18 protein-coding genes are annotated in these 20,408 nt (G+C 51.2%); 5 read left to right on the forward strand and 13 right to left on the reverse strand.

All coding sequences use genetic code 11. From position 1 onward, the window contains the following. Positions 1 to 102: 102 nt before the first annotated feature. The 6 genes from nuoF to lrhA all read right to left on the reverse strand — a co-directional run bounded on the left by nuoF (position 103) and on the right by lrhA (position 6,520). Positions 103 to 1,440 carry an NADH-quinone oxidoreductase subunit NuoF gene (gene nuoF, locus A7Z06_RS09895; protein WP_000789511.1) on the reverse strand — a complete coding sequence of 446 codons (1,338 nt, stop codon included), beginning with the start codon at positions 1,438 to 1,440 and terminating at the stop codon, positions 103 to 105. Beyond that, entirely contained in the window at positions 1,437 to 1,937 is a 501-nt protein-coding gene (nuoE, locus tag A7Z06_RS09900) for an NADH-quinone oxidoreductase subunit NuoE (RefSeq protein ID WP_000545042.1), read from the reverse strand. Before nuoE ends, nuoF begins: the two co-directional genes overlap by 4 nt. Positions 1,938 to 1,939: 2 nt before the next feature. After that, positions 1,940 to 3,742, reverse strand: a complete 1,803-nt coding sequence (gene nuoC / locus A7Z06_RS09905) for an NADH-quinone oxidoreductase subunit C/D (RefSeq protein ID WP_000247878.1) — start codon at positions 3,740 to 3,742, stop codon at positions 1,940 to 1,942. 89 nt (positions 3,743 to 3,831) lie between these two features. Then, the gene (gene nuoB, locus A7Z06_RS09910; protein WP_000386733.1) at positions 3,832 to 4,494 is read right to left on the reverse strand and encodes an NADH-quinone oxidoreductase subunit NuoB; all 663 of its coding nucleotides are present in this window, start codon (positions 4,492 to 4,494) and stop codon (positions 3,832 to 3,834) included. A gap of 15 nt (positions 4,495 to 4,509) precedes the next feature. Continuing rightward, a complete protein-coding gene (gene nuoA / locus A7Z06_RS09915; RefSeq protein ID WP_000062994.1) occupies positions 4,510 to 4,953 on the reverse strand; it encodes an NADH-quinone oxidoreductase subunit NuoA in 444 nt (147 codons plus the stop codon). 628 nt (positions 4,954 to 5,581) lie between these two features. Then, entirely contained in the window at positions 5,582 to 6,520 is a 939-nt protein-coding gene (gene lrhA / locus A7Z06_RS09920; RefSeq protein ID WP_000622295.1) for a transcriptional regulator LrhA, read from the reverse strand. 920 nt (positions 6,521 to 7,440) lie between these two features. Between lrhA and alaA the strand changes: the two genes are divergently transcribed. Together alaA and yfbR are read left to right on the forward strand one after the other, a co-directional pair. Next, positions 7,441 to 8,658: an alanine transaminase AlaA gene (gene alaA, locus A7Z06_RS09930; RefSeq protein WP_000074519.1), complete on the forward strand. Its 1,218-nt coding sequence runs from the start codon at positions 7,441 to 7,443 to the stop codon at positions 8,656 to 8,658. Between the two features lie 83 nt (positions 8,659 to 8,741). After that, a complete protein-coding gene (gene yfbR, locus A7Z06_RS09935) occupies positions 8,742 to 9,341 on the forward strand; it encodes a 5'-deoxynucleotidase (RefSeq protein WP_000813872.1) in 600 nt (199 codons plus the stop codon). Between the two features lie 86 nt (positions 9,342 to 9,427). Here the strand turns inward: yfbR and A7Z06_RS09940 are convergent, their stop codons facing one another. The 4 genes from A7Z06_RS09940 to yfbV all read right to left on the reverse strand — a co-directional run bounded on the left by A7Z06_RS09940 (position 9,428) and on the right by yfbV (position 13,041). Beyond that, positions 9,428 to 11,260, reverse strand: a complete 1,833-nt coding sequence (locus tag A7Z06_RS09940; RefSeq protein WP_001012872.1) for an SLC13 family permease — start codon at positions 11,258 to 11,260, stop codon at positions 9,428 to 9,430. An 86-nt stretch (positions 11,261 to 11,346) separates the two neighbouring features. Next, the gene (hxpA, locus tag A7Z06_RS09945; RefSeq protein ID WP_105279411.1) at positions 11,347 to 11,997 is read right to left on the reverse strand and encodes a hexitol phosphatase HxpA; all 651 of its coding nucleotides are present in this window, start codon (positions 11,995 to 11,997) and stop codon (positions 11,347 to 11,349) included. Between the two features lie 10 nt (positions 11,998 to 12,007). Next, positions 12,008 to 12,502, reverse strand: coding sequence for a YfbU family protein (locus A7Z06_RS09950; RefSeq protein ID WP_000426118.1), 495 nt, complete (start codon positions 12,500 to 12,502; stop codon positions 12,008 to 12,010). Between the two features lie 83 nt (positions 12,503 to 12,585). Beyond that, on the reverse strand, positions 12,586 to 13,041 hold the full coding sequence (yfbV, locus tag A7Z06_RS09955) for a terminus macrodomain insulation protein YfbV (RefSeq protein ID WP_000106624.1): 456 nt from the start codon (positions 13,039 to 13,041) through the stop codon (positions 12,586 to 12,588). 337 nt (positions 13,042 to 13,378) lie between these two features. Between yfbV and ackA the strand changes: the two genes are divergently transcribed. From ackA to yfcC, 3 genes are all read left to right on the forward strand, one after another. Beyond that, positions 13,379 to 14,581 carry an acetate kinase gene (gene ackA, locus A7Z06_RS09960; RefSeq protein WP_000095695.1) on the forward strand — a complete coding sequence of 401 codons (1,203 nt, stop codon included), beginning with the start codon at positions 13,379 to 13,381 and terminating at the stop codon, positions 14,579 to 14,581. Between the two features lie 74 nt (positions 14,582 to 14,655). Next, complete coding sequence (gene pta / locus A7Z06_RS09965) at positions 14,656 to 16,800, forward strand: phosphate acetyltransferase (protein WP_016158687.1); 2,145 nt, start codon at positions 14,656 to 14,658, stop codon at positions 16,798 to 16,800. 189 nt (positions 16,801 to 16,989) lie between these two features. Continuing rightward, positions 16,990 to 18,510 carry a putative basic amino acid antiporter YfcC gene (gene yfcC, locus A7Z06_RS09970; RefSeq protein ID WP_001274494.1) on the forward strand — a complete coding sequence of 507 codons (1,521 nt, stop codon included), beginning with the start codon at positions 16,990 to 16,992 and terminating at the stop codon, positions 18,508 to 18,510. 31 nt (positions 18,511 to 18,541) lie between these two features. Here yfcC and yfcD read toward each other — a convergent pair whose 3' ends face one another. The 3 genes from yfcD to yfcF are packed head-to-tail and all read right to left on the reverse strand — an operon-like array spanning position 18,542 to position 20,393. After that, complete coding sequence (gene yfcD, locus A7Z06_RS09975) at positions 18,542 to 19,084, reverse strand: NUDIX hydrolase YfcD (protein ID WP_000437935.1); 543 nt, start codon at positions 19,082 to 19,084, stop codon at positions 18,542 to 18,544. A 57-nt stretch (positions 19,085 to 19,141) separates the two neighbouring features. Beyond that, positions 19,142 to 19,693, reverse strand: coding sequence for a phosphodiesterase (yfcE, locus tag A7Z06_RS09980; RefSeq protein ID WP_010346680.1), 552 nt, complete (start codon positions 19,691 to 19,693; stop codon positions 19,142 to 19,144). 55 nt (positions 19,694 to 19,748) lie between these two features. Continuing rightward, on the reverse strand, positions 19,749 to 20,393 hold the full coding sequence (gene yfcF, locus A7Z06_RS09985) for a glutathione transferase (protein WP_000042423.1): 645 nt from the start codon (positions 20,391 to 20,393) through the stop codon (positions 19,749 to 19,751). Positions 20,394 to 20,408 lie beyond the last annotated feature (15 nt).

Here is a 20,408-nt window from a genome sequence, read left to right on the forward strand (position 1 = left end):
CCTCACCCCGGCCCTCTCCCCTAAGGGGCGAGGGAGAAAAGCGGCTCAGGATCATCCCCTCTCCCCTCCGGGGAGAGGGTTAGGGTGAGGGGTAAAAGGTCCTTACCAGCGCTCTTTCAGCAGGTTCGGCTGAATCCCATTAATCAAATGGGTATTGCTGAACGGCTGTTTGATTCCCGCTTCAAATTCTTCGCGGAAATATTTGATGGCGCTCTGTAACGGCTCCACCGCACCAGGTGCGTGGGCACAGAAGGTTTTACCCGGGCCTAAGAATCGACACAGTTGCTCAAGTGTTTCGATATCTCCCGGCTGACCTTCGCCCCGCTCCAGCGCACGCAGAATTTTCACGCTCCACGGTAGACCGTCACGGCACGGTGTACACCAGCCGCAGGATTCACGGGCGAAAAACTCTTCCAGGTTACGCACCAGCGACACCATGTTGATCTCATGGTCAACCGCCATCGCCAGCGCCGTACCCAGACGGCTGCCCGCTTTACCGATGCTTTCGAATTCCATCGGCAGGTCAAGGTGCGCTTCGGTCAGGAAGTCGGTGCCCGCGCCGCCTGGCTGCCAGGCTTTGAATTTCAGGCCGTCACGCATACCACCGGCGTAATCTTCGAGGATCTCGCGTGCGGTGGTGCCGAACGGCAGTTCCCACAGACCCGGATTTTTCACCCGACCGGAGAAGCCCATCAGCTTGGTGCCAGCATCTTTACTTTTCGAGATGTTCTGATACCACTCCACGCCGTTAGCAAGGATTGCCGGAACGTTACACAGGGTTTCGACGTTGTTGACGCAGGTCGGTTTACCCCATGCGCCGGAGGTTGCCGGGAATGGCGGTTTTGAACGCGGGTTAGCGCGACGCCCTTCCAGGGAGTTGATTAACGCTGTTTCTTCACCGCAGATGTAGCGCCCTGCCCCGGTATGGACAAACAGTTCAAAATCAAAACCTGTTCCCATAATGTTTTTGCCAAGCAGACCCGCTTCGGTGGCTTCGGCAATGGCACGGCGTAGATTCACTGCCGCTTCGATATATTCGCCGCGCAGGAAGATATAGCCACGGTAAGCTTTCAGCGCAAACGCGGAGATGAGCATGCCTTCCACCAGCAGGTGCGGCAGTTGTTCCATCAGCAGGCGGTCTTTATAGGTGCCCGGCTCCATTTCATCGGCGTTACACAGCAGGTAACGGATGTTCATGGATTCGTCTTTCGGCATCAGGCTCCACTTCAGGCCAGTAGAAAAGCCTGCACCGCCGCGCCCTTTCAGGCCGGAGTCTTTTACCTGAGTAACGATTTCGTCCGGAGAAAGTCCGGTCAGCGCCTTACGCGCCCCTTCGTAACCGTTTTTACTGCGGTATTCATCCAGCCACACTGGCTGTTTGTCATCGCGCAGACGCCAGGTCAGCGGATGCGTTTCGGGAGTACGGATAATGTTTTTCATTTATACCGCTCCAGCAGTTCAGGGATCGCTTCCGGGGTCAGATGCGCGTGAGTGTCCTCATCGATCATCATGTTTGGCCCTTTATCACAGTTCCCCAGGCAGCAGGTTGGCAGCAGCGTAAAGCGGCCGTCAAACGTCGTTTGCCCTGGTTTGATGTTCAGTTTTTTCTCCAGCGCCGCCTGAATGCCCTGGTAACCGTTGATGTGACAGACCACGCTGTCGCAATAACGGATCACATGGCGACCAACCGGCTGGCGGAAGATCTGGCTGTAGAATGTTGCCACGCCTTCGACATCGCTCGCCGGAATACCCAGAACGTCAGCGATCGCGTGGATCGCACCGTCCGGCACCCAGCCACGCTGTTTCTGAACGATCTTCAGGGCTTCAATGGACGCCGCACGCGGGTCTTCGTAGTGGTGCATCTCGTGCTCAATCGCTTCACGCTCTGCCGCACTCAGCTCAAAAGCCTCAGTTTGTGGTTGTTGATTCTCGTGCATAATTAGCGGTCCACATCTGACATAACAAAATCGATACTGCCCAGATAAACAATCAGGTCAGACACAAGGCTGCCACGGATCGCCGCCGGAATTTGCTGCAAATGCGCATAACTCGGCGTGCGGATACGGGTGCGATAACTCATGGTGCTGCCGTCGCTGGTCAAGTAGTAACTGTTGATCCCTTTAGTCGCCTCAATCATCTGGAAGGATTCATTGGCAGGCATCACAGGCCCCCATGACACTTGCAGGAAGTGGGTGATCAGGGTTTCGATATGTTGCAGCGTGCGCTCTTTCGGCGGCGGCGTAGTCAGCGGGTGATCCGCTTTGAACGGGCCTTCCGGCATGTTGTTGAGGCACTGCTCAAGAATGCGCAGACTCTGACGCAGCTCTTCCACTTTCAGCATTACGCGGGTGTAGCAGTCAGAAACGCCACCGCCCACCGGGATTTCAAAGTCGAAGTTTTCATAGCCAGAATAAGGACGCGCCTTACGCACGTCGAAGTCGATCCCGGTGGCTCGCAGGCCAGCACCGGTGGTGCCCCACTCCAGCGCCTCTTTCGCGCCGTAGGCGGCAACGCCCTGGGAACGGCCTTTCAGAATGGTGTTTTGCAGCGCCGCTTTCTCGTAAGACGCCAGACGTTTCGGCATCCAGTCGAGGAACTCACGCAGCAGACGATCCCAGCCACGCGGCAGGTCGTGCGCTACGCCGCCAATGCGGAACCACGCCGGGTGCATACGGAAACCGGTTATCGCTTCTACCAGATCGTAGATTTTCTGCCGATCCGTAAAGGCGAAGAACACAGGCGTCATCGCGCCGACGTCCTGAATAAAGGTGGAAATGTACAGCAGGTGGCTATTGATACGGAACAGTTCGGAAAGCATTACGCGAATCACGTTAACGCGATCCGGCACGGTAATTCCGGCCAGTTTCTCTACAGCCAGTACGTAAGGCATTTCGTTAACGCAGCCGCCGAGGTATTCGATACGGTCGGTGTAAGGAATATAGCTGTGCCAGGACTGGCGTTCGCCCATTTTCTCAGCGCCACGGTGGTGGTAGCCGATGTCTGGTACGCAGTCGACAATCTCTTCGCCGTCGAGTTGCAAAACGATACGGAAAGCCCCGTGCGCCGACGGGTGGTTCGGGCCGAGGTTGAGGAACATGAAGTCTTCGTTTTCGGTGCCGCGCTTCATCCCCCACTCTTCCGGTTTGAAGGTCAGGGCTTCCATCTCCAGATCCTGTTTGGCTTTGGTCAGCTCAAACGGCGAGAATTCGGTAGCGCGCGCCGGGTAATCTTTACGCAGCGGGTGACCTTTCCAGGTTTGCGGCATCATGATGCGGCGCAGGTTCGGGTGACCATCGAAAGTAATGCCAAACAGATCCCAGGTTTCACGCTCATACCAGTTGGCGTTCGGGAACAATTTGGTAAAGGTCGGTACGTGCAGGTCGTTTTCAGCCAGCGCCACCTTCAGCATGATGTCGCGGTTACGATCGATGGAAATCAGATGGTAGAAAACAGAAAAATCCGCAGCAGGTAGCCCTTCGCGGTGGGTGCGTAGACGTTCGTCCATGCCGTGTAAATCAAACAGCATGACGTAAGGTTTCGGCAGTTTCTTTAAGAAATCGCCAACTTCCAGTAATTGTTCACGCTTGATCCACACAACGGGAACCCCGGTGCGAGTCGCCTGAACAGTAAAGGCATCCGGCCCAAAACGGTTGCGCAGTTCGCCTATCACCGGATCATCAAGATGATCGCGGGTCTGCCAGGCGGGTTCTTGCGCGGTTAAGTCGGTCATATTGTTCACCATTGCATATGGTCCGTGGTGACTGTCGGCGTGGCTTCGCGCAATAGATTTAGGAATAAGCGAAGAAAAATGCCTTTGCCGACAGGCGCAAATTAAATCTCGTCAGGGGTGCGCAGGTTGGTAACGGCAATGCGTTCACCGCGCTTGCGTTCGCGCTCTGATTGCATATTGGCGCGATAAACGCCCTGATCGCCAACGACCCAGGAGAGCGGGCGACGTTCTTTACCAATAGATTCCTGCAACAACATCAGTGCCTGCATATACGCTTCCGGACGCGGCGGACACCCCGGGATATACACATCAACCGGAATGAATTTATCAACGCCCTGTACAACGGAATAAATGTCGTACATACCACCGGAGTTGGCACAGGCTCCCATAGAGATAACCCATTTCGGCTCCAGCATCTGGTCATACAGACGCTGAATAACCGGTGCCATCTTGGTAAAGCAGGTTCCTGCCACCACCATCAGGTCAGCCTGACGCGGCGAAGCACGTAATACTTCTGCGCCAAAACGCGCCACGTCATGCACCGCAGTAAACGAGGTCACCATCTCAACGTAACAGCAGGAAAGACCGAAGTTATACGGCCAAATTGAGTTTTTACGACCCCAGTTAACCATGTCATTGAGCTTGCCCATAAACACGTTTTTGTTAACTTCTTGCTCCAGAGGGTCGGTTACGATCTCCTGCTTTTGCAGGGGGTAACGGTCATTCTCACCGTTGGGATCTATGCGGGTGAGCGTATAATCCATCTTAATGCCTCGCGGTTAGCGTTGACGATTAGCGATACTGTTCGTTTCCGGGTTCATACGCTCGCGGCGAGAACGCGCGGGCGTCCAGTCCAGCGCGCCAATACGCACCAGATAAACCAGACCAGCCAGTAACACAAAAATAAAAATTGCCGCTTCTACAAAGCCAATCCAGCCGCTCTCGCGAATGGAGGTTGACCATGCGAACAGATACAGCGCCTCAACGTCGAAGATAACGAAGAACATGGCCACCAGATAAAACTTGGCAGACAGGCGTAAGCGGGCGGAGCCGACCGAGTCGATACCTGATTCAAACGGCACGTTTTTCGACCTCGCGCGTGCGCGACCGCCTAAAAACCAACCGCCTACCAGCATCAGGCAACACAGGCCAATGGCAACGATAAGAAAGATAGCGAATGCCCAGTGATGAGCGATGACTTCAGTGGATGTTGACATACTCATTGCTTACTCATCAAAAGTAGCGCCAGATTCACTGCTCTTCACGGCAGATGGACGCCACATCGATTCATGGGGAGGAATAAAAAAAACCTTACAATCACTGTAGAAACTATTTTATACAGCTAATTGATGTGGTCTTTTACTCCTTTCTATAACCTTTTGTCAACTTTAACAAAGGTTTCTTCACATTAATTTACATGATATCAACAACTTTTGCATTTAATGCCCTTTAGCCCCAGATTGTTGACAACTCCAGGAAAATTAGATGTTGTTGAATCGTGTCCGTTGTGAAGCAATGGAAAAAATACGGGTCTATTTTGACAGGAATTTGTGTCGATTCCTCCCCCCAAAAGAGAGTATTTTCTTGATCTGTGACACGCTTTTGTTAATCCATAACAAAAATACAGCAAAAATTTTACGCATTTTTTAACATCATTGTAGCAGGAGATTTTTTTCAGGCGATTTTTTGTTCGTCAGCGAGGAGAATGGCTGATGATTGAAAAATGAACGATTTTGTTCGTCGTGAGGAAAATTCTTAAGGATTTATTGTAAAAAAAGCCACTGACGTTTTATTCGTCACCAGTGGCTTATTTTTACAAACTTGTCATCAGAAATTGTTATTGCCGGACGATTATTCGTAATCCCCTTCTATCAACAGGGAATCGTCCCCCTCCTGGGTAGTCAGCGGGCTGTATTGCCATGGGTTGTGATAACTCTCCATCGCCAGGTATATCACCTGCGCCAACTCATTATTGCTGGATGGATCATAGCACAGCAAATATTCGGTATCTGGTAGTGGAGGTAAACCGTCTACCGCGCTCAAAACGCGCAGATCCGGACTCATCATCTCAACCGGTCTTGCCGTCACGCCAAGACCCGCTTTTACTGCAGCACGAACAGCCGGTAATGTGGAGGCAACATACGCCAGGCGCCATGGAATATCCGCTTTATTGAGCGTTGCCAGAACCATGTCACGGAACGGACTAGGATCATCCAGGAGCACAAGTGGGATCGGCTCGCCTTTTTGCAACACATATTCCGCAGCGCAATACCAGTGCGTAGGAGAAGTACGCAGGTTCAACGCCTTAAAGGTATCAGGACGATGAGTGGTAACCATTAAATCCACTTCCTGGGACTTCAGCATTTCTGCCATATAGGCATTGCGCTTAACGCGGACATCCAGCGCAAGTTTCGGATAAACCGAACTTACGCGATTAAGCAGGAAAGGTAAGATCGTATCAGCAGATTCATCTGAAGCACCGATAGTTAACACGCCCTGAAGATTACTGAACATCAATGATGAGCAAGCCTCATCATTAAAACGCAGGATTTTCCTGGCGTAACCAAGAAGCTGAATGCCATGTTCAGTTAACAGTTTGTTGCGACCATGCCGAGCGAACAGTTCTTTCCCAACGAGTTGTTCCAGACGTTGCATTTGCTGGCTAACAGCGGACTGAGTACGACACACAGCGGCAGCTGCAGCAGCAAAAGTGTTCAGATCGGCAACAGCAACAAATGTTCTCAGCAGATCGAGGTCGAGGTTAATTATCGGACGATTTGCACTTATCATATATTATCACTTACTGGCGGCTCATACTGAGCTGGTTAATGCTGTGCACACACAAACAAGCAATTCCATTTGTAATGTGCCTCCCTGGCAGTTTCATCCGGAACCCGGATGAAAGTAAAAATGCATATGAGTTGCACTAAAAATGTGGCTCACATTGTTCCGTTATAATGCCTGAAGTAGATCACAGAATATATCTTCAGGGATCGCATATCTATTAAGTTACTCACTCTTTTCTATTTATGACATGCGCGAGTTTGTGTAAATGTAAATGTTGCTCCCTGCTCCTCTTCCTCGCAGCAGCGCGGCTAATACGTATACGCGTACAAACAGCAAGGATGAGACCGCATCAAAAGCAGGTGTTCCGTCATTAAAGCAGGCATTTTACCCTAAAACCCTTTTATTTATAAGGGTCATTGCGAATTATCTGATGCAAAGTTATGTTATGTTAGGCAAAGTAATCTTCTATTATTAATATGCACAACAAAACCTTTTTGAATATTAAATAATAATTAATTAGCATCACCCGCATTCATTAATTCCTCTTAACAATAATTACCCCCGTCATCACCTATACGACACATCGGCAATCACTACTCGTTAATTTTTCACTTATAACGAAAATATCATCAACACTTTATGTTCGTGATTTCTTAAGCCGAAGAAATTTTACGCATTTATCTGCCAGACAAAAAAACCATACAGCGAATTAATATTCAGAATAAATCACTACAAAACATCGCTTATTAAGTATATGCATCTTATTATTTTGCGATAATTAAGTTATTAACAGCACAATTCCTCTTTCTCTGCTAGCAAAATCTTGTTCTGCAGAACTTCAAAACGCCGCCCTGGGAGAGTACATTGTTCTAAGCTGACTTCCACGGCAGGGAGTGGCGATAACAGCAAAAAGGTCAAGATTCATGTCCCCCATTGAAAAATCCAGCAAATTAGAGAATGTCTGTTACGACATCCGTGGTCCGGTGCTGAAAGAAGCAAAACGCCTGGAAGAAGAAGGTAACAAAGTACTGAAACTGAACATCGGCAATCCAGCGCCGTTCGGTTTTGACGCACCCGATGAGATCCTGGTTGACGTGATACGCAACCTCCCGACAGCTCAGGGCTATTGCGATTCCAAAGGCCTTTATTCCGCGCGTAAAGCCATCATGCAGCACTACCAGGCTCGTGGTATGCGTGATGTTACCGTGGAAGATATTTACATTGGCAATGGTGTATCAGAGCTTATCGTTCAGGCAATGCAGGCATTGCTGAACAGTGGGGACGAAATGTTGGTTCCTGCGCCTGATTACCCTCTATGGACAGCGGCAGTTTCGCTCTCCGGCGGTAAAGCAGTGCACTATCTTTGCGATGAATCCTCTGACTGGTTCCCGGATCTCGATGACATTCGCGCCAAAATTACGCCACGCACGCGCGGCATTGTTATTATCAACCCGAACAACCCAACCGGCGCAGTATATTCCAAAGAGCTTTTGATGGAGATTGTGGAGATTGCGCGTCAACATAATCTCATTATCTTCGCCGATGAAATTTACGACAAAATCCTCTATGACGACGCAGAGCATCACTCGATTGCGCCGTTAGCTCCTGACCTGCTGACCATTACCTTTAACGGGCTGTCGAAAACGTATCGCGTCGCTGGCTTCCGTCAGGGCTGGATGGTGCTGAACGGGCCGAAAAAACACGCCAAAGGCTACATCGAAGGTCTGGAAATGCTGGCCTCAATGCGACTGTGCGCCAACGTTCCCGCGCAACACGCAATACAAACCGCACTCGGCGGCTATCAGAGTATCAGCGAGTTTATCATGCCGGGTGGACGTCTTTACGAGCAGCGTAATCGCGCCTGGGAATTGATTAACGACATTCCAGGCGTTTCCTGTGTGAAGCCGCGCGGCGCACTGTACATGTTCCCGAAAATCGACGCCAAACGCTTTAATATTCACGACGATCAGAAGATGGTACTGGATTTCCTGTTACAGGAAAAAGTTCTGCTGGTACAAGGAACTGCATTTAACTGGCCGTGGCCGGATCACTTCCGCATTGTCACGCTGCCGCGTGTTGATGATATCGAACTGTCCTTGAGCAAGTTCGCTCGTTTCCTTTCCGGTTATCATCAGTTGTAATCTTAAATTCACTGCCGGAGATTGCATCCGGCAGTGTTATCCCTCCACAATGGCCTCAGGATGTCATCACTCGTAAGGTCACTATGAAACAGAGCCATTTTTTTGCCCACCTCTCCCGCCTGAAACTCATTAACCGCTGGCCGCTAATGCGCAACGTGCGGACGGAAAATGTGTCCGAACACAGTTTGCAGGTAGCGATGGTCGCCCATGCGCTGGCAGCCATCAAGAATCGCAAATTTGGCGGACAGGTGAATGCAGAACGCATCGCACTGCTGGCGATGTACCACGATGCCTCTGAAGTGCTCACTGGCGATCTTCCTACTCCGGTGAAATACTTCAACTCGCAAATCGCCCAGGAATATAAAGCCATTGAGAAAATCGCTCAGCAAAAACTTGTCGATATGGTTCCTGAGGAGTTGCGGGATATCTTTGCGCCTTTAATCGATGAGAATGCGTATAGCGATGAAGAAAAGTCACTGGTTAAACAGGCGGATGCGCTGTGTGCGTATCTGAAATGCCTTGAAGAACTCGCAGCCGGAAATAATGAATTTTTGCTGGCAAAAACGCGGCTGGAAGCGACGCTTGAAGCGCGCCGCAGCCAGGAGATGGACTACTTCATGGAAGTATTTGTTCCCAGCTTCCATCTTTCGCTCGATGAGATTAGCCAGGATTCACCGCTGTAAGCAGCCAGATACCAGCCGACACAGCCTGATAAGACGCGCCAGCGTCGCATCAGGCAATAAGCGACGGATGCGACATCAGGCTCTCGTCAAAATGGAAACAGCATCGGGATCATCACCACACAAACCGCCATCACGATAATGGTGAACGGTACACCCAGCTTCACAAAGTCACTGAAGCTGTAATTCCCCGGACCTAAAACCAGTGTGTTAACGGGCGAAGAAACGGGCGTCATAAAAGCGGCGGATGCAGCCATCGCCACGACCATTGCGAACGGATAAGGTGATACGCCCATTGTTTTTGCGGCAGCCAGCGCAATCGGAGCCATCAACACCGCCGTCGCGGTATTAGAGATAAATAACCCAATAACCGCCGACAAGACAAACAAACAGACCAGCATCATATGCGGTCCGTAACCGCCGCCGATGTCCATCAGTCCTTTTACCGCCAGCGCAACACCTCCGGTTTTCTGTAATGCTACAGCAAACGGCATCATCCCAACGATCAAAATAATGCTCGGCCAGTGAATGGATTTATAGGCGCTTTCGGCATCGATACAGCGGAATTTCCCCATTAGCAGGCAGGCAATGATAGCGGCAACAGGGTTAGGAATTTCATCGGTTAGCATTAAGGCCACCATCAACACCAGACAAAAAATGGCATGGGGTGCCTGGCTGTGTGCGGGCGATGCCTCACTCACTTCTTCCGGTAAATTCAGCGCCACAAAATCGCGCCCCTGTTTTGCCAGCATACCGATCAGTTTCCAGTTACCGACCACCAGAATGATATCGCCCAGCAGCAGAGGCTCATCCGCCAGCGAACCTTCCAGCGCCACGCCATTGCGTTTCAGCCCCACGACATTCAGCCCGTAGCGAGTACGAAAGCCAATTTCGCGCACCGATTTACCAATAAGCTCTGACTCAGGAATTAATGAAATCTCCGCCATGCCGACATCAAGAGCCTGATCGGAAAAATACTCACCGCGCAAAACCATCGGCTCCAGCAATTGCTCACTGCAAAATTGCCGGAGATCGACATCAGCCGCTGACATATCGATTAGCAAAACGTCACGCGCACGAAATTCAGAAACCCCGTTCACATTCACAATAACACGACGAAAACGACGCCAGCGTTCAACACCAATGACATTTGCGCCATAGCGTTCACGCAATTTAAGGTCGTCCAGTCGTTGCCCAATCATCGGCGAACCGGGGCGAATAGCCAGACGGCGCGCACGTCCGGTAAGACGGTATTCACGAATAAGATCGCGGAAGGTGCGACGCGTCCAGCCTTCGCGCTGCGGGGTCTGGGAATCCCCTTTCAGCATAAAACGCATCACCAGCATGTATAAGATGCCGAGTACCAATACGACCAGGCCGATAGGCGTTACGCTAAAGAAACTAAACCCGTGATAACCTTCGCGTAGCAGTTCACTGTTCACCACCAGGTTAGGTGGCGTCGCCACCAGCGTCATCATGCCGCTAATCAACCCGGCAAAACTCAGCGGCATCATCAGGCGCGACGGCGACGTTTGCATACGCATGGCAACGCTTAATACCACGGGGATAAAGATAGCGACGACGCCAGTTGAACTCATAAATGCGCCAAGACCCGCAACAGTTAACATCAGTAAAACCAGCATTTTGATTTCACTGTTGCCTGCTACTTTAACCAGCCATGTCCCCATCGCGGTTGCAACGCCGGTACGGACTAAACCATCGCCAATAATAAACAGGGCGGCGATCAGCACAACGTTGGGATCGGAAAAGCCGGAAAAAACTTCGGGAACCGTCAGCGTTCCGCTTAATGCAAACGCGACAATAACAAACAAAGCGACCGCATCCATACGCACTCTGCCTGTAGCGAACAGGACTATGGCAACGGCCAGTAATGAGAGAACCCAGATCAATTCACCGTTCACAACTTATCCTTGTTAATTGAGGGGGATGGCTTGATTCTGCCACAAAAAAGCCCCGACGAGACGGGGCTAAATCATGATTAGGTGTTTCACGAAATAATAACATCGCCATTTGGCTGTTTGGTCACAGAAATTTGCTCCAGACTATGGAGAACCAAATCTACCTCATTCAGACGTGGAGTGTCTGCCGGGGCATTAACCGCAATAACATGGCATCCCGCCGCCAGGCCTGAAAGCACACCTGCGGGAGCATCTTCCACCACCACGCATTCGTGTGGTGCAAGCCCCAGCAGTTGCGCGCCTAACAGATATGCATCAGGCTCTGGTTTTCCACGTTTCACCCGCTCCGCAGTAACAAATACTTCCGGTGCGGGAAGTCCGGCTATTTTGTGGCGGGCTCGTGCAACTGGCATAGAACCAGAAGTGACAATTGCCCATGGAATACCCGCTTTATTCAAATGATTGAGCAAAGCTATCGCCCCAGGTAGTGCGGAGATCCCTTCGGTTTCCGTAGCCTCGATTTGCTCCAGACGCGTAAACTCTGCAGCAATTTCCGCCTCCGATTTCCCCACCATAAAATGGCGCAGAGACGTTATTGCCTGTTTACCGTGAATAAAAGCCAGCACTTCTTCCGGCGTTAATCCATGGCGTCTCGCCCAGTTGCTCCACGCCCGCTCTACCGCAGGCAGGGAGTCCACCAGCGTACCATCAAGATCAAACAGAAAACCTTTGCACCGCACGCTAGCCTCCTCAGGCATTAATGATTTGATTAATTTCGTTAGTGCTCAGATGATACTGACGCGGGCAAGAATGCCAGACGTTCAACATGCGTTGATATTTCTCCCACATTGGCGTCTGAGCATTAAAGCCATGAGTCCCGGCATCAAAATGGGTGTAACGCCCTTCAACATTAACCATAAAGCGTACATAACCGAGATAACGCGCTTCAGTAGCGGCGTCGAAGCCGAGGAAGGTGACACGGCGTTCATCGATAGCTTGTTGATCCTGCAAATTAGACCAGGAAACATGCAGTGCGTGATACATCTCCATAATGTCGATGATAGTGCGGCAAGTTTCTTCTTTCAGCTCGCCAAACTCACGATCCAGTTCGCGCATCTGCAATCCATAACCACGCTCAATGATTGTTTGCAGGCGACGGTAACGTTCAGCATTTGCCGGATCGAGCATTGTCATCATTTTGTACTGGTTAGACAAAATAAGACGTTGCGCGTTGGTCATTTCCATTGTTGACTCCTGTATCACTTTACTACGGTGAAAAAAAAGAAGGCCGATGTCTGCCTTCTTTTATATGCGTAATCAGGGGTCAATTACAAATCATCAAGGAAAGTTTTATCCAGTTGTTTGAAGGCGCGCTTAAGCGTGTCAGCTAATGCCTGATAGTCAGGCTTGCCTTCTACGGGTGCTAATGCTTGCCCGGCCTCCTGCAATTTACCACGAACCTCATAAAACCAACTCAGGATCGCCGGCGGTAATGGCGTAATAGAACGTTTGCCCAGCCACCACAGCCCCTGCATCGGCAAACTCAGGGCGAACAGTGCAGTAGCAACAGCCGGCCCAAGCTGACCGCCTAGTGCAATTTGCCAGCAGAGAGTGAACACAGCAATCGGCGGCATAAAACGAATCGCATAGCGCGTCATCTTGATGACGCGATTTTCAACAAAGACCGGGGCAAGGCGTTTTTCCAGCGGCCACGTCTTTGAGTAATGCTGTCCCCGGCGAAACAAGCTAAAAAAATTAACAGAACGATTATCCGGCGTTGACATGCTTCACCTCAACTTCACATATAAAGATTCAAAAATTTGTGCAAATTCACAACTCAGCGGGACAACGTTCAAAACATTTTGTCTTCCATACCCACTATCAGGTATCCTTTAGCAGCCTGAAGGCCTAAGTAGTACATATTCATTGAGTCGTCAAATTCATATACATTATGCCATTGGCTGAAAATTACGCAAAATGGCATAGACTCAAGATATTTATTCCATCATGCAAAAAAAATTTGCAGTGCATGATGTTAATCATAAATGTCGGTGTCATCATGCGCTACGCTCTATGGCTCCCTGACGTTTTTTTAGCCACGTATCAATTATAGGTACTTCCATGTCGAGTAAGTTAGTACTGGTTCTGAACTGCGGTAGTTCTTCACTGAAATTTGCAATCATCGATGCTGTAAATGGTGAAGAGTACCTTTCTGGTTTAGCCGAATGTTTCCACCTGCCCGAAGCACGCATCAAATGGAAAATGGACGGCAATAAACAAGAAGCGGCTTTAGGTGCAGGCGCCGCTCACAGCGAAGCGCTCAACTTTATCGTTAATAATATTCTGGCACAAAAACCAGAACTTTCTGCGCAGCTAACCGCTATCGGTCACCGTATCGTACACGGCGGCGAGAAGTATACCAGCTCCGTAGTGATCGATGAGTCTGTTATTCAGGGTATCAAAGATGCGGCTTCTTTTGCACCGCTGCACAACCCGGCTCACCTGATCGGTATCGAAGAAGCTCTGAAATCTTTCCCGCAGCTGAAAGACAAAAACGTTGCTGTATTTGACACTGCGTTCCACCAGACTATGCCGGAAGAGTCTTACCTCTACGCCCTGCCGTACAACCTGTACAAAGAGCACGGCATCCGTCGTTACGGCGCGCACGGCACCAGCCACTTCTATGTAACCCAGGAAGCGGCAAAAATGCTGAACAAACCGGTAGAAGAGCTGAACATCATCACCTGCCACCTGGGCAACGGTGGTTCCGTTTCTGCTATCCGCAACGGTAAATGCGTTGACACCTCTATGGGTCTGACCCCGCTGGAAGGTCTGGTAATGGGTACTCGCTCTGGCGATATCGACCCGGCTATCATCTTCCACCTGCACGACACCCTGGGCATGAGCGTTGACGCAATCAACAAAATGCTGACCAAAGAGTCTGGCCTGCTGGGTCTGACTGAAGTCACCAGCGACTGCCGCTATGTTGAAGACAACTACGCGACTAAAGAAGACGCGAAGCGCGCAATGGACGTTTACTGCCACCGTCTGGCGAAATACATCGGTGCATACACTGCACTGATGGATGGCCGTCTGGACGCTGTTGTATTCACCGGTGGTATCGGTGAAAATGCCGCGATGGTTCGTGAACTGTCTCTGGGCAAACTGGGCGTGCTGGACTTTGAAGTTGATCATGAACGCAACCTGGCTGCACGTTTCGGCAAATCTGGTTTCATCAACAAAGAAGGCACCCGCCCTGCTGTTGTGATCCCAACCAACGAAGAGCTGGTTATCGCGCAAGACGCCTGCCGCCTGACCGCCTAATTCCACACCGCCAGCCCTGCTGGCGGTGCTGTTTTGTAACCCGCCAAACCGGCGGTAACGAAAGAGGATAAACCGTGTCCCGTATTATTATGCTGATCCCTACCGGAACCAGCGTCGGTCTGACCAGCGTCAGTCTTGGCGTGATCCGTGCAATGGAACGCAAAGGCGTTCGTCTGAGCGTTTTCAAACCTATCGCTCAGCCGCGTACCGGTGGCGATGCGCCCGATCAGACAACGACTATTGTGCGTGCGAATTCTTCCACCACGACAGCCGCTGAACCGCTGAAAATGAGTTACGTTGAAGGTCTGCTTTCCAGCAATAAAAAAGATGTGCTGATGGAAGAGATCGTCGCGAACTACCACGCTAACACCAAAGACGCTGAAGTGGTTCTGGTTGAAGGTCTGGTCCCGACACGTAAGCACCAATTTGCCCAGTCTCTGAACTACGAAATCGCTAAAACGCTGAACGCGGAAATCGTCTTCGTCATGTCTCAGGGCACTGACACCCCGGAACAGCTGAAAGAGCGTATCGAACTGACCCGCAACAGCTTCGGCGGTGCCAAAAACACCAACATCACCGGCGTTATCGTTAACAAACTGAATGCACCAGTTGATGAACAGGGTCGTACTCGCCCGGATCTGTCCGAGATTTTCGACGACTCTTCCAAAGCTAAAGTCAACAACGTCGATCCGGCGAAGCTGCAAGAATCCAGCCCGCTACCGGTTCTCGGCGCTGTGCCGTGGAGCTTTGATCTGATCGCAACCCGTGCGATCGATATGGCGCGTCACCTGAATGCGACCATCATCAACGAAGGCGACATCAACACTCGCCGCGTTAAATCCGTCACTTTCTGCGCACGCAGCATTCCGCACATGCTGGAGCACTTCCGTGCTGGTTCTCTGCTGGTGACTTCCGCAGACCGTCCTGACGTGCTGGTTGCCGCTTGCCTGGCTGCAATGAACGGCGTAGAGATCGGTGCCCTGCTGCTGACTGGCGGCTACGAAATGGACGCGCGCATTTCTAAACTGTGCGAACGTGCTTTCGCTACCGGCCTGCCGGTATTTATGGTGAACACCAACACCTGGCAGACTTCTCTGAGCCTGCAGAGCTTCAACCTGGAAGTTCCGGTTGACGATCACGAGCGTATCGAGAAAGTTCAGGAATATGTTGCTAACTACATCAACGCTGACTGGATCGATTCTCTGACTGCCACTTCCGAGCGCAGCCGTCGTCTGTCTCCGCCGGCGTTCCGTTATCAGCTGACCGAACTGGCGCGCAAAGCGGGCAAACGTATCGTTCTGCCGGAAGGCGACGAACCGCGTACCGTTAAAGCAGCCGCTATCTGTGCTGAACGTGGTATCGCAACTTGCGTACTGCTGGGTAACCCGGCAGAGATCAACCGCGTTGCCGCGTCTCAGGGCGTAGAACTGGGCGCAGGCATTGAAATCGTTGATCCAGAAGTGGTTCGCGAAAGCTATGTTGCTCGTCTGGTCGAGCTGCGTAAGAACAAAGGCATGACCGAAACCGTTGCCCGCGAACAGCTGGAAGACAACGTGGTTCTCGGTACGCTGATGCTGGAACAGGATGAAGTTGATGGTCTGGTTTCCGGTGCTGTCCACACCACCGCAAACACCATCCGTCCGCCACTGCAGCTGATCAAAACTGCACCGGGCAGCTCTCTGGTATCTTCCGTGTTCTTCATGCTGCTGCCGGAACAGGTTTACGTTTACGGTGACTGTGCGATCAACCCGGATCCGACCGCAGAACAGCTGGCAGAAATTGCGATTCAGTCCGCAGATTCCGCCGCTGCCTTCGGTATCGAACCGCGTGTTGCTATGCTCTCCTACTCCACCGGTACTTCTGGTGCAGGTAGCGACGTAGAAAAAGTTCGCGAAGCAACTCGTCTGGCGCAGGAAAAACGTCCTGACCTGATGATCGACGGTCCGCTGCAGTACGACGCTGCGGTAATGGCTGACGTTGCGAAATCTAAAGCACCGAACTCTCCGGTTGCAGGTCGCGCTACCGTGTTCATCTTCCCGGATCTGAACACCGGTAACACCACCTACAAAGCGGTACAGCGTTCTGCCGACCTGATCTCCATCGGGCCGATGCTGCAGGGTATGCGCAAGCCAGTTAACGACCTGTCCCGTGGCGCTCTGGTTGACGACATCGTCTATACCATCGCGCTGACTGCGATTCAGTCTGCACAGCAGCAGTAATCTCGTCATCATCCGCAGCCTTACGCTGCGGATATCTGAACCGGAAATAGTCACTATTTCCGGTTTTTTATTCTCTTAATTTGCATTACTCCTTTCTGATTATCTTGCTTAACTGCGCTGCATCAATGAATTGCGCCATATCACTTTGCATACTTACCACTTTGTCTTGTGCAAGGGAAAATTTGCGCTATGTCCGCAATAACTGAATCCAAACCAACCAGAAGATGGGCAATGCCCGATACGCTGGTGATTATCTTTTTTGTCGCTATTTTAACCAGCCTCGCCACATGGGTTGTTCCGGTGGGGATGTTTGACAGTCAGGAAGTGCAGTACCAGGTTGATGGTCAGACGAAAACACGCAAAGTCGTAGACCCTCACTCATTTCGCATTCTGACCAACGAGGCCGGCGAACCTGAGTATCATCGCGTACAACTGTTCACGACCGGAGATGAACGTCCAGGCCTGATGAACTTCCCGTTTGAAGGGTTAACCTCCGGATCGAAATACGGGACAGCCGTTGGCATCATCATGTTTATGCTGGTGATTGGCGGTGCATTTGGCATCGTGATGCGTACAGGAACCATCGATAACGGCATCCTGGCGCTTATCCGCCATACACGAGGGAATGAAATACTCTTTATTCCGGCGCTGTTTATTCTCTTTTCGCTCGGTGGTGCGGTGTTCGGCATGGGAGAAGAGGCTGTCGCCTTTGCCATCATCATTGCCCCGCTAATGGTACGACTGGGTTATGACAGTATTACTACCGTCCTGGTGACCTATATCGCCACGCAAATCGGTTTTGCCAGCTCGTGGATGAACCCGTTCTGCGTGGTTGTCGCCCAGGGGATTGCTGGCGTTCCGGTGCTTTCCGGCTCCGGCCTGCGCATTGTGGTGTGGGTTATCGCGACTCTGATTGGCCTGATCTTTACCATGGTTTATGCCTCACGAGTGAAAAAGAATCCTCTTCTGTCACGCGTGCATGAGTCCGACCGCTTCTTTCGTGAAAAGCAGGCTGATGTTGAACAACGTCCGTTTACCTTTGGTGACTGGCTGGTATTGATTGTCCTGACCGCCGTGATGGTCTGGGTAATTTGGGGCGTGATCGTTAATGCATGGTTTATTCCAGAAATCGCCAGCCAGTTCTTCACTATGGGGCTGGTGATTGGCATCATCGGCGTTGTCTTCCGTCTTAACGGCATGACGGTAAATACCATGGCTTCATCCTTTACCGAAGGCGCGCGAATGATGATCGCCCCTGCCCTGCTGGTAGGTTTCGCCAAAGGGATTTTGCTGCTGGTGGGTAACGGTGAAGCCGGTGAGGCCAGCGTGCTGAATACTATCCTCAACAGCATTGCCAATGCCATTAGCGGTCTGGATAACGCGGTCGCGGCCTGGTTTATGTTGCTCTTCCAGGCGGTATTTAATTTCTTCGTGACATCCGGTTCTGGTCAGGCTGCGCTAACCATGCCATTACTGGCACCGCTTGGCGATCTGGTCGGTGTTAACCGCCAGGTTACCGTGCTGGCATTCCAGTTCGGCGATGGCTTCAGTCACATCATTTACCCGACCTCGGCGTCGTTAATGGCCACGCTCGGTGTTTGCCGGGTGGACTTCCGTAACTGGGTGAAAGTGGGTGCGACACTGCTTGGACTGCTGTTTATTATGTCCAGCGTGGTGGTGATAGGCGCTCAGTTAATGGGCTACCATTAAAAATGTTAAGAGCCGCAATTGCGGCTCTTTTTTATTCTGCCGTTTCAGTCTCTACGGCTTCATTTTTGGCATTGCGCTTCATCCACAACGCCAGTGCTTTCAGCGAGTCTGGAGTAAACTCATCGCAACGTGCGGTGATTTCTTCCGGCGTTAGCCAGCAAACTTCACTGACTTCATCTTCCTGGAGGGCGAATGGACCGTGAGAGACACAACTGAACAGCGCGCCCCAGACACGGCAATTTTTATCTTCGAAATAGAACTGCCCGTGCTCGGCAAAGGGGACACCGGCAATGCCCAACTCTTCTTCCGCTTCGCGACGTGCGGATTCCAGCAGTTGCTCATCGGCCTGGACCACACCACCAGCGGTCGCATCTAACATGCCGGGTAAAAAGTCTTTTGTCTCGGTACGACGCTGCACAAGAATTTTGCCCATGCCATCATGCACGACAATATAAGTTGCACGATGACGCAGACACTGTGCCCGCATTTGTTCCCGGCTGGCTTGTGCAATGACTTCGTTCTCTTCATTGACAATATCCACCCATTCAGTACTTGCCAAACGACGCTGTTCCATTATCAGGAAACCTTCTTTTTCTGGCGCTCTTACGGCGCATTTTGAGTTGTGGGTAAATTACGGATTAATCGCGATCTGCGCAATGATACTTTGATCATTGAGTGCGATTACGCTTAGTACGTCATCATCCAACATGCCATAGCTCGCCGGATAACCGCCTTTCGGGATGCTTACCGAACCGGGGTTAAAGTGGAAGATTTCACCCCGCTGTTCCGCCACTGGTAGATGGGTATGACCGTACACCAACACGTCGTTCTGGTTTAAAGTCGGCAGATTATCCGGGCCAAACAGATGACCATGCGTCAGAAACAGACGTTGTTTTTCCAGTAATACCTGTTGCCACGGTGCGGTTATCGGGAAGTGCAGCAGCATCTGATCCACTTCGCTATCGCAGTTGCCGCGCACGGCGATAACTTTATGCGCCACCTCATTCAGCCGTTCGGCTACTTTGGCTGGCGCATACCCTTCAGGCAGGGCGTTTCTCGGGCCATGATTCAGCACGTCGCCAAGAATCACCAGCCACTGAGCTCCGCTCTGGGCAAACAAATCCAGAACACGTTCCGTCGCCGGTAACGACCCATGAATGTCCGATGCAAACATCAGTTTCATCACTCACTCCTCGTCGAAAAAACGTAAGCTATGATACTGGATTCTATCGCCTCTATCAGCCAGATTGCTTCGCCGAAAGTGCAATAAAACGCTGAACTGAAGCCCTCTGCCACTGGAATGCTGCATAATCCACCAGACGTTCCGGCACCTCATCACCCTGTAATACCAGGCGGTTAATCATTAACGCCAAATCAGTATCCGCAATACACCACTCACCAAACAGATTCGGCTGGTTATGTGCCAGTAAATGTTCTGCCATCGCGAACAGTTTCTCTACACTGGCTTTTCCCTCCGCCGTTAGTGGCGCTTTTTTCGCACCAGCAAAGACAACATCCGTCGAACGTTCTTCGCGGATGGGCATCAGATCGCTGCGTAACCAGGCCTGAATCTGCCGTGCTCGCGCCCGATTTTGTAAATCAAGCGGATAAATGCGCTCCCAGGTCGGCGGCGCAAAACGATCCTCCAGATATTCTGCAATGGCAGAGGATTCACTCAACTCAAAATCATCAATTTGTAACAACGGCACGCGCCGTGTCTGTCCGTAACCTTGCCACGTCGGCCGCAAATGTTCACCGCTGTCGAGGTTGATGGTTTTTATATGAAAAGGCAGGCCTTTCTCCTGCAACGCCACCCAGGCGGATAACACATAAGGGGAGAAAAAATGGGCATCTGACCACAGCGTGATAGCAGGTTTACTCATTATGTCCTCAGCGAT

Origin of the sequence: Escherichia sp. MOD1-EC6819 (genome assembly GCF_002965765.1) — a bacterium.
GTDB classification, from domain to species: domain Bacteria; phylum Pseudomonadota; class Gammaproteobacteria; order Enterobacterales; family Enterobacteriaceae; genus Escherichia; species Escherichia ruysiae.

Bases quoted from the DNA above. Each gene is read 5' to 3' on its own strand.
- nuoF (WP_000789511.1), bottom strand. From the start codon at position 1,440: ATGAAAAACATTATCCGTACTCCCGAAACGCATCCGCTGACCTGGCGT.
- nuoE (WP_000545042.1), bottom strand. From the start codon at position 1,937: ATGCACGAGAATCAACAACCACAAACTGAGGCTTTTGAGCTGAGTGCG.
- nuoC (WP_000247878.1), bottom strand. From the start codon at position 3,742: ATGGTGAACAATATGACCGACTTAACCGCGCAAGAACCCGCCTGGCAG.
- nuoB (WP_000386733.1), bottom strand. From the start codon at position 4,494: ATGGATTATACGCTCACCCGCATAGATCCCAACGGTGAGAATGACCGT.
- nuoA (WP_000062994.1), bottom strand. From the start codon at position 4,953: ATGAGTATGTCAACATCCACTGAAGTCATCGCTCATCACTGGGCATTC.
- lrhA (WP_000622295.1), bottom strand. From the start codon at position 6,520: ATGATAAGTGCAAATCGTCCGATAATTAACCTCGACCTCGATCTGCTG.
- alaA (WP_000074519.1), top strand. From the start codon at position 7,441: ATGTCCCCCATTGAAAAATCCAGCAAATTAGAGAATGTCTGTTACGAC.
- yfbR (WP_000813872.1), top strand. From the start codon at position 8,742: ATGAAACAGAGCCATTTTTTTGCCCACCTCTCCCGCCTGAAACTCATT.
- A7Z06_RS09950 (WP_000426118.1), bottom strand. From the start codon at position 12,502: ATGGAAATGACCAACGCGCAACGTCTTATTTTGTCTAACCAGTACAAA.
- yfbV (WP_000106624.1), bottom strand. From the start codon at position 13,041: ATGTCAACGCCGGATAATCGTTCTGTTAATTTTTTTAGCTTGTTTCGC.
- ackA (WP_000095695.1), top strand. From the start codon at position 13,379: ATGTCGAGTAAGTTAGTACTGGTTCTGAACTGCGGTAGTTCTTCACTG.
- yfcC (WP_001274494.1), top strand. From the start codon at position 16,990: ATGTCCGCAATAACTGAATCCAAACCAACCAGAAGATGGGCAATGCCC.
- yfcD (WP_000437935.1), bottom strand. From the start codon at position 19,084: ATGGAACAGCGTCGTTTGGCAAGTACTGAATGGGTGGATATTGTCAAT.
- yfcE (WP_010346680.1), bottom strand. From the start codon at position 19,693: ATGAAACTGATGTTTGCATCGGACATTCATGGGTCGTTACCGGCGACG.
- yfcF (WP_000042423.1), bottom strand. From the start codon at position 20,393: ATGAGTAAACCTGCTATCACGCTGTGGTCAGATGCCCATTTTTTCTCC.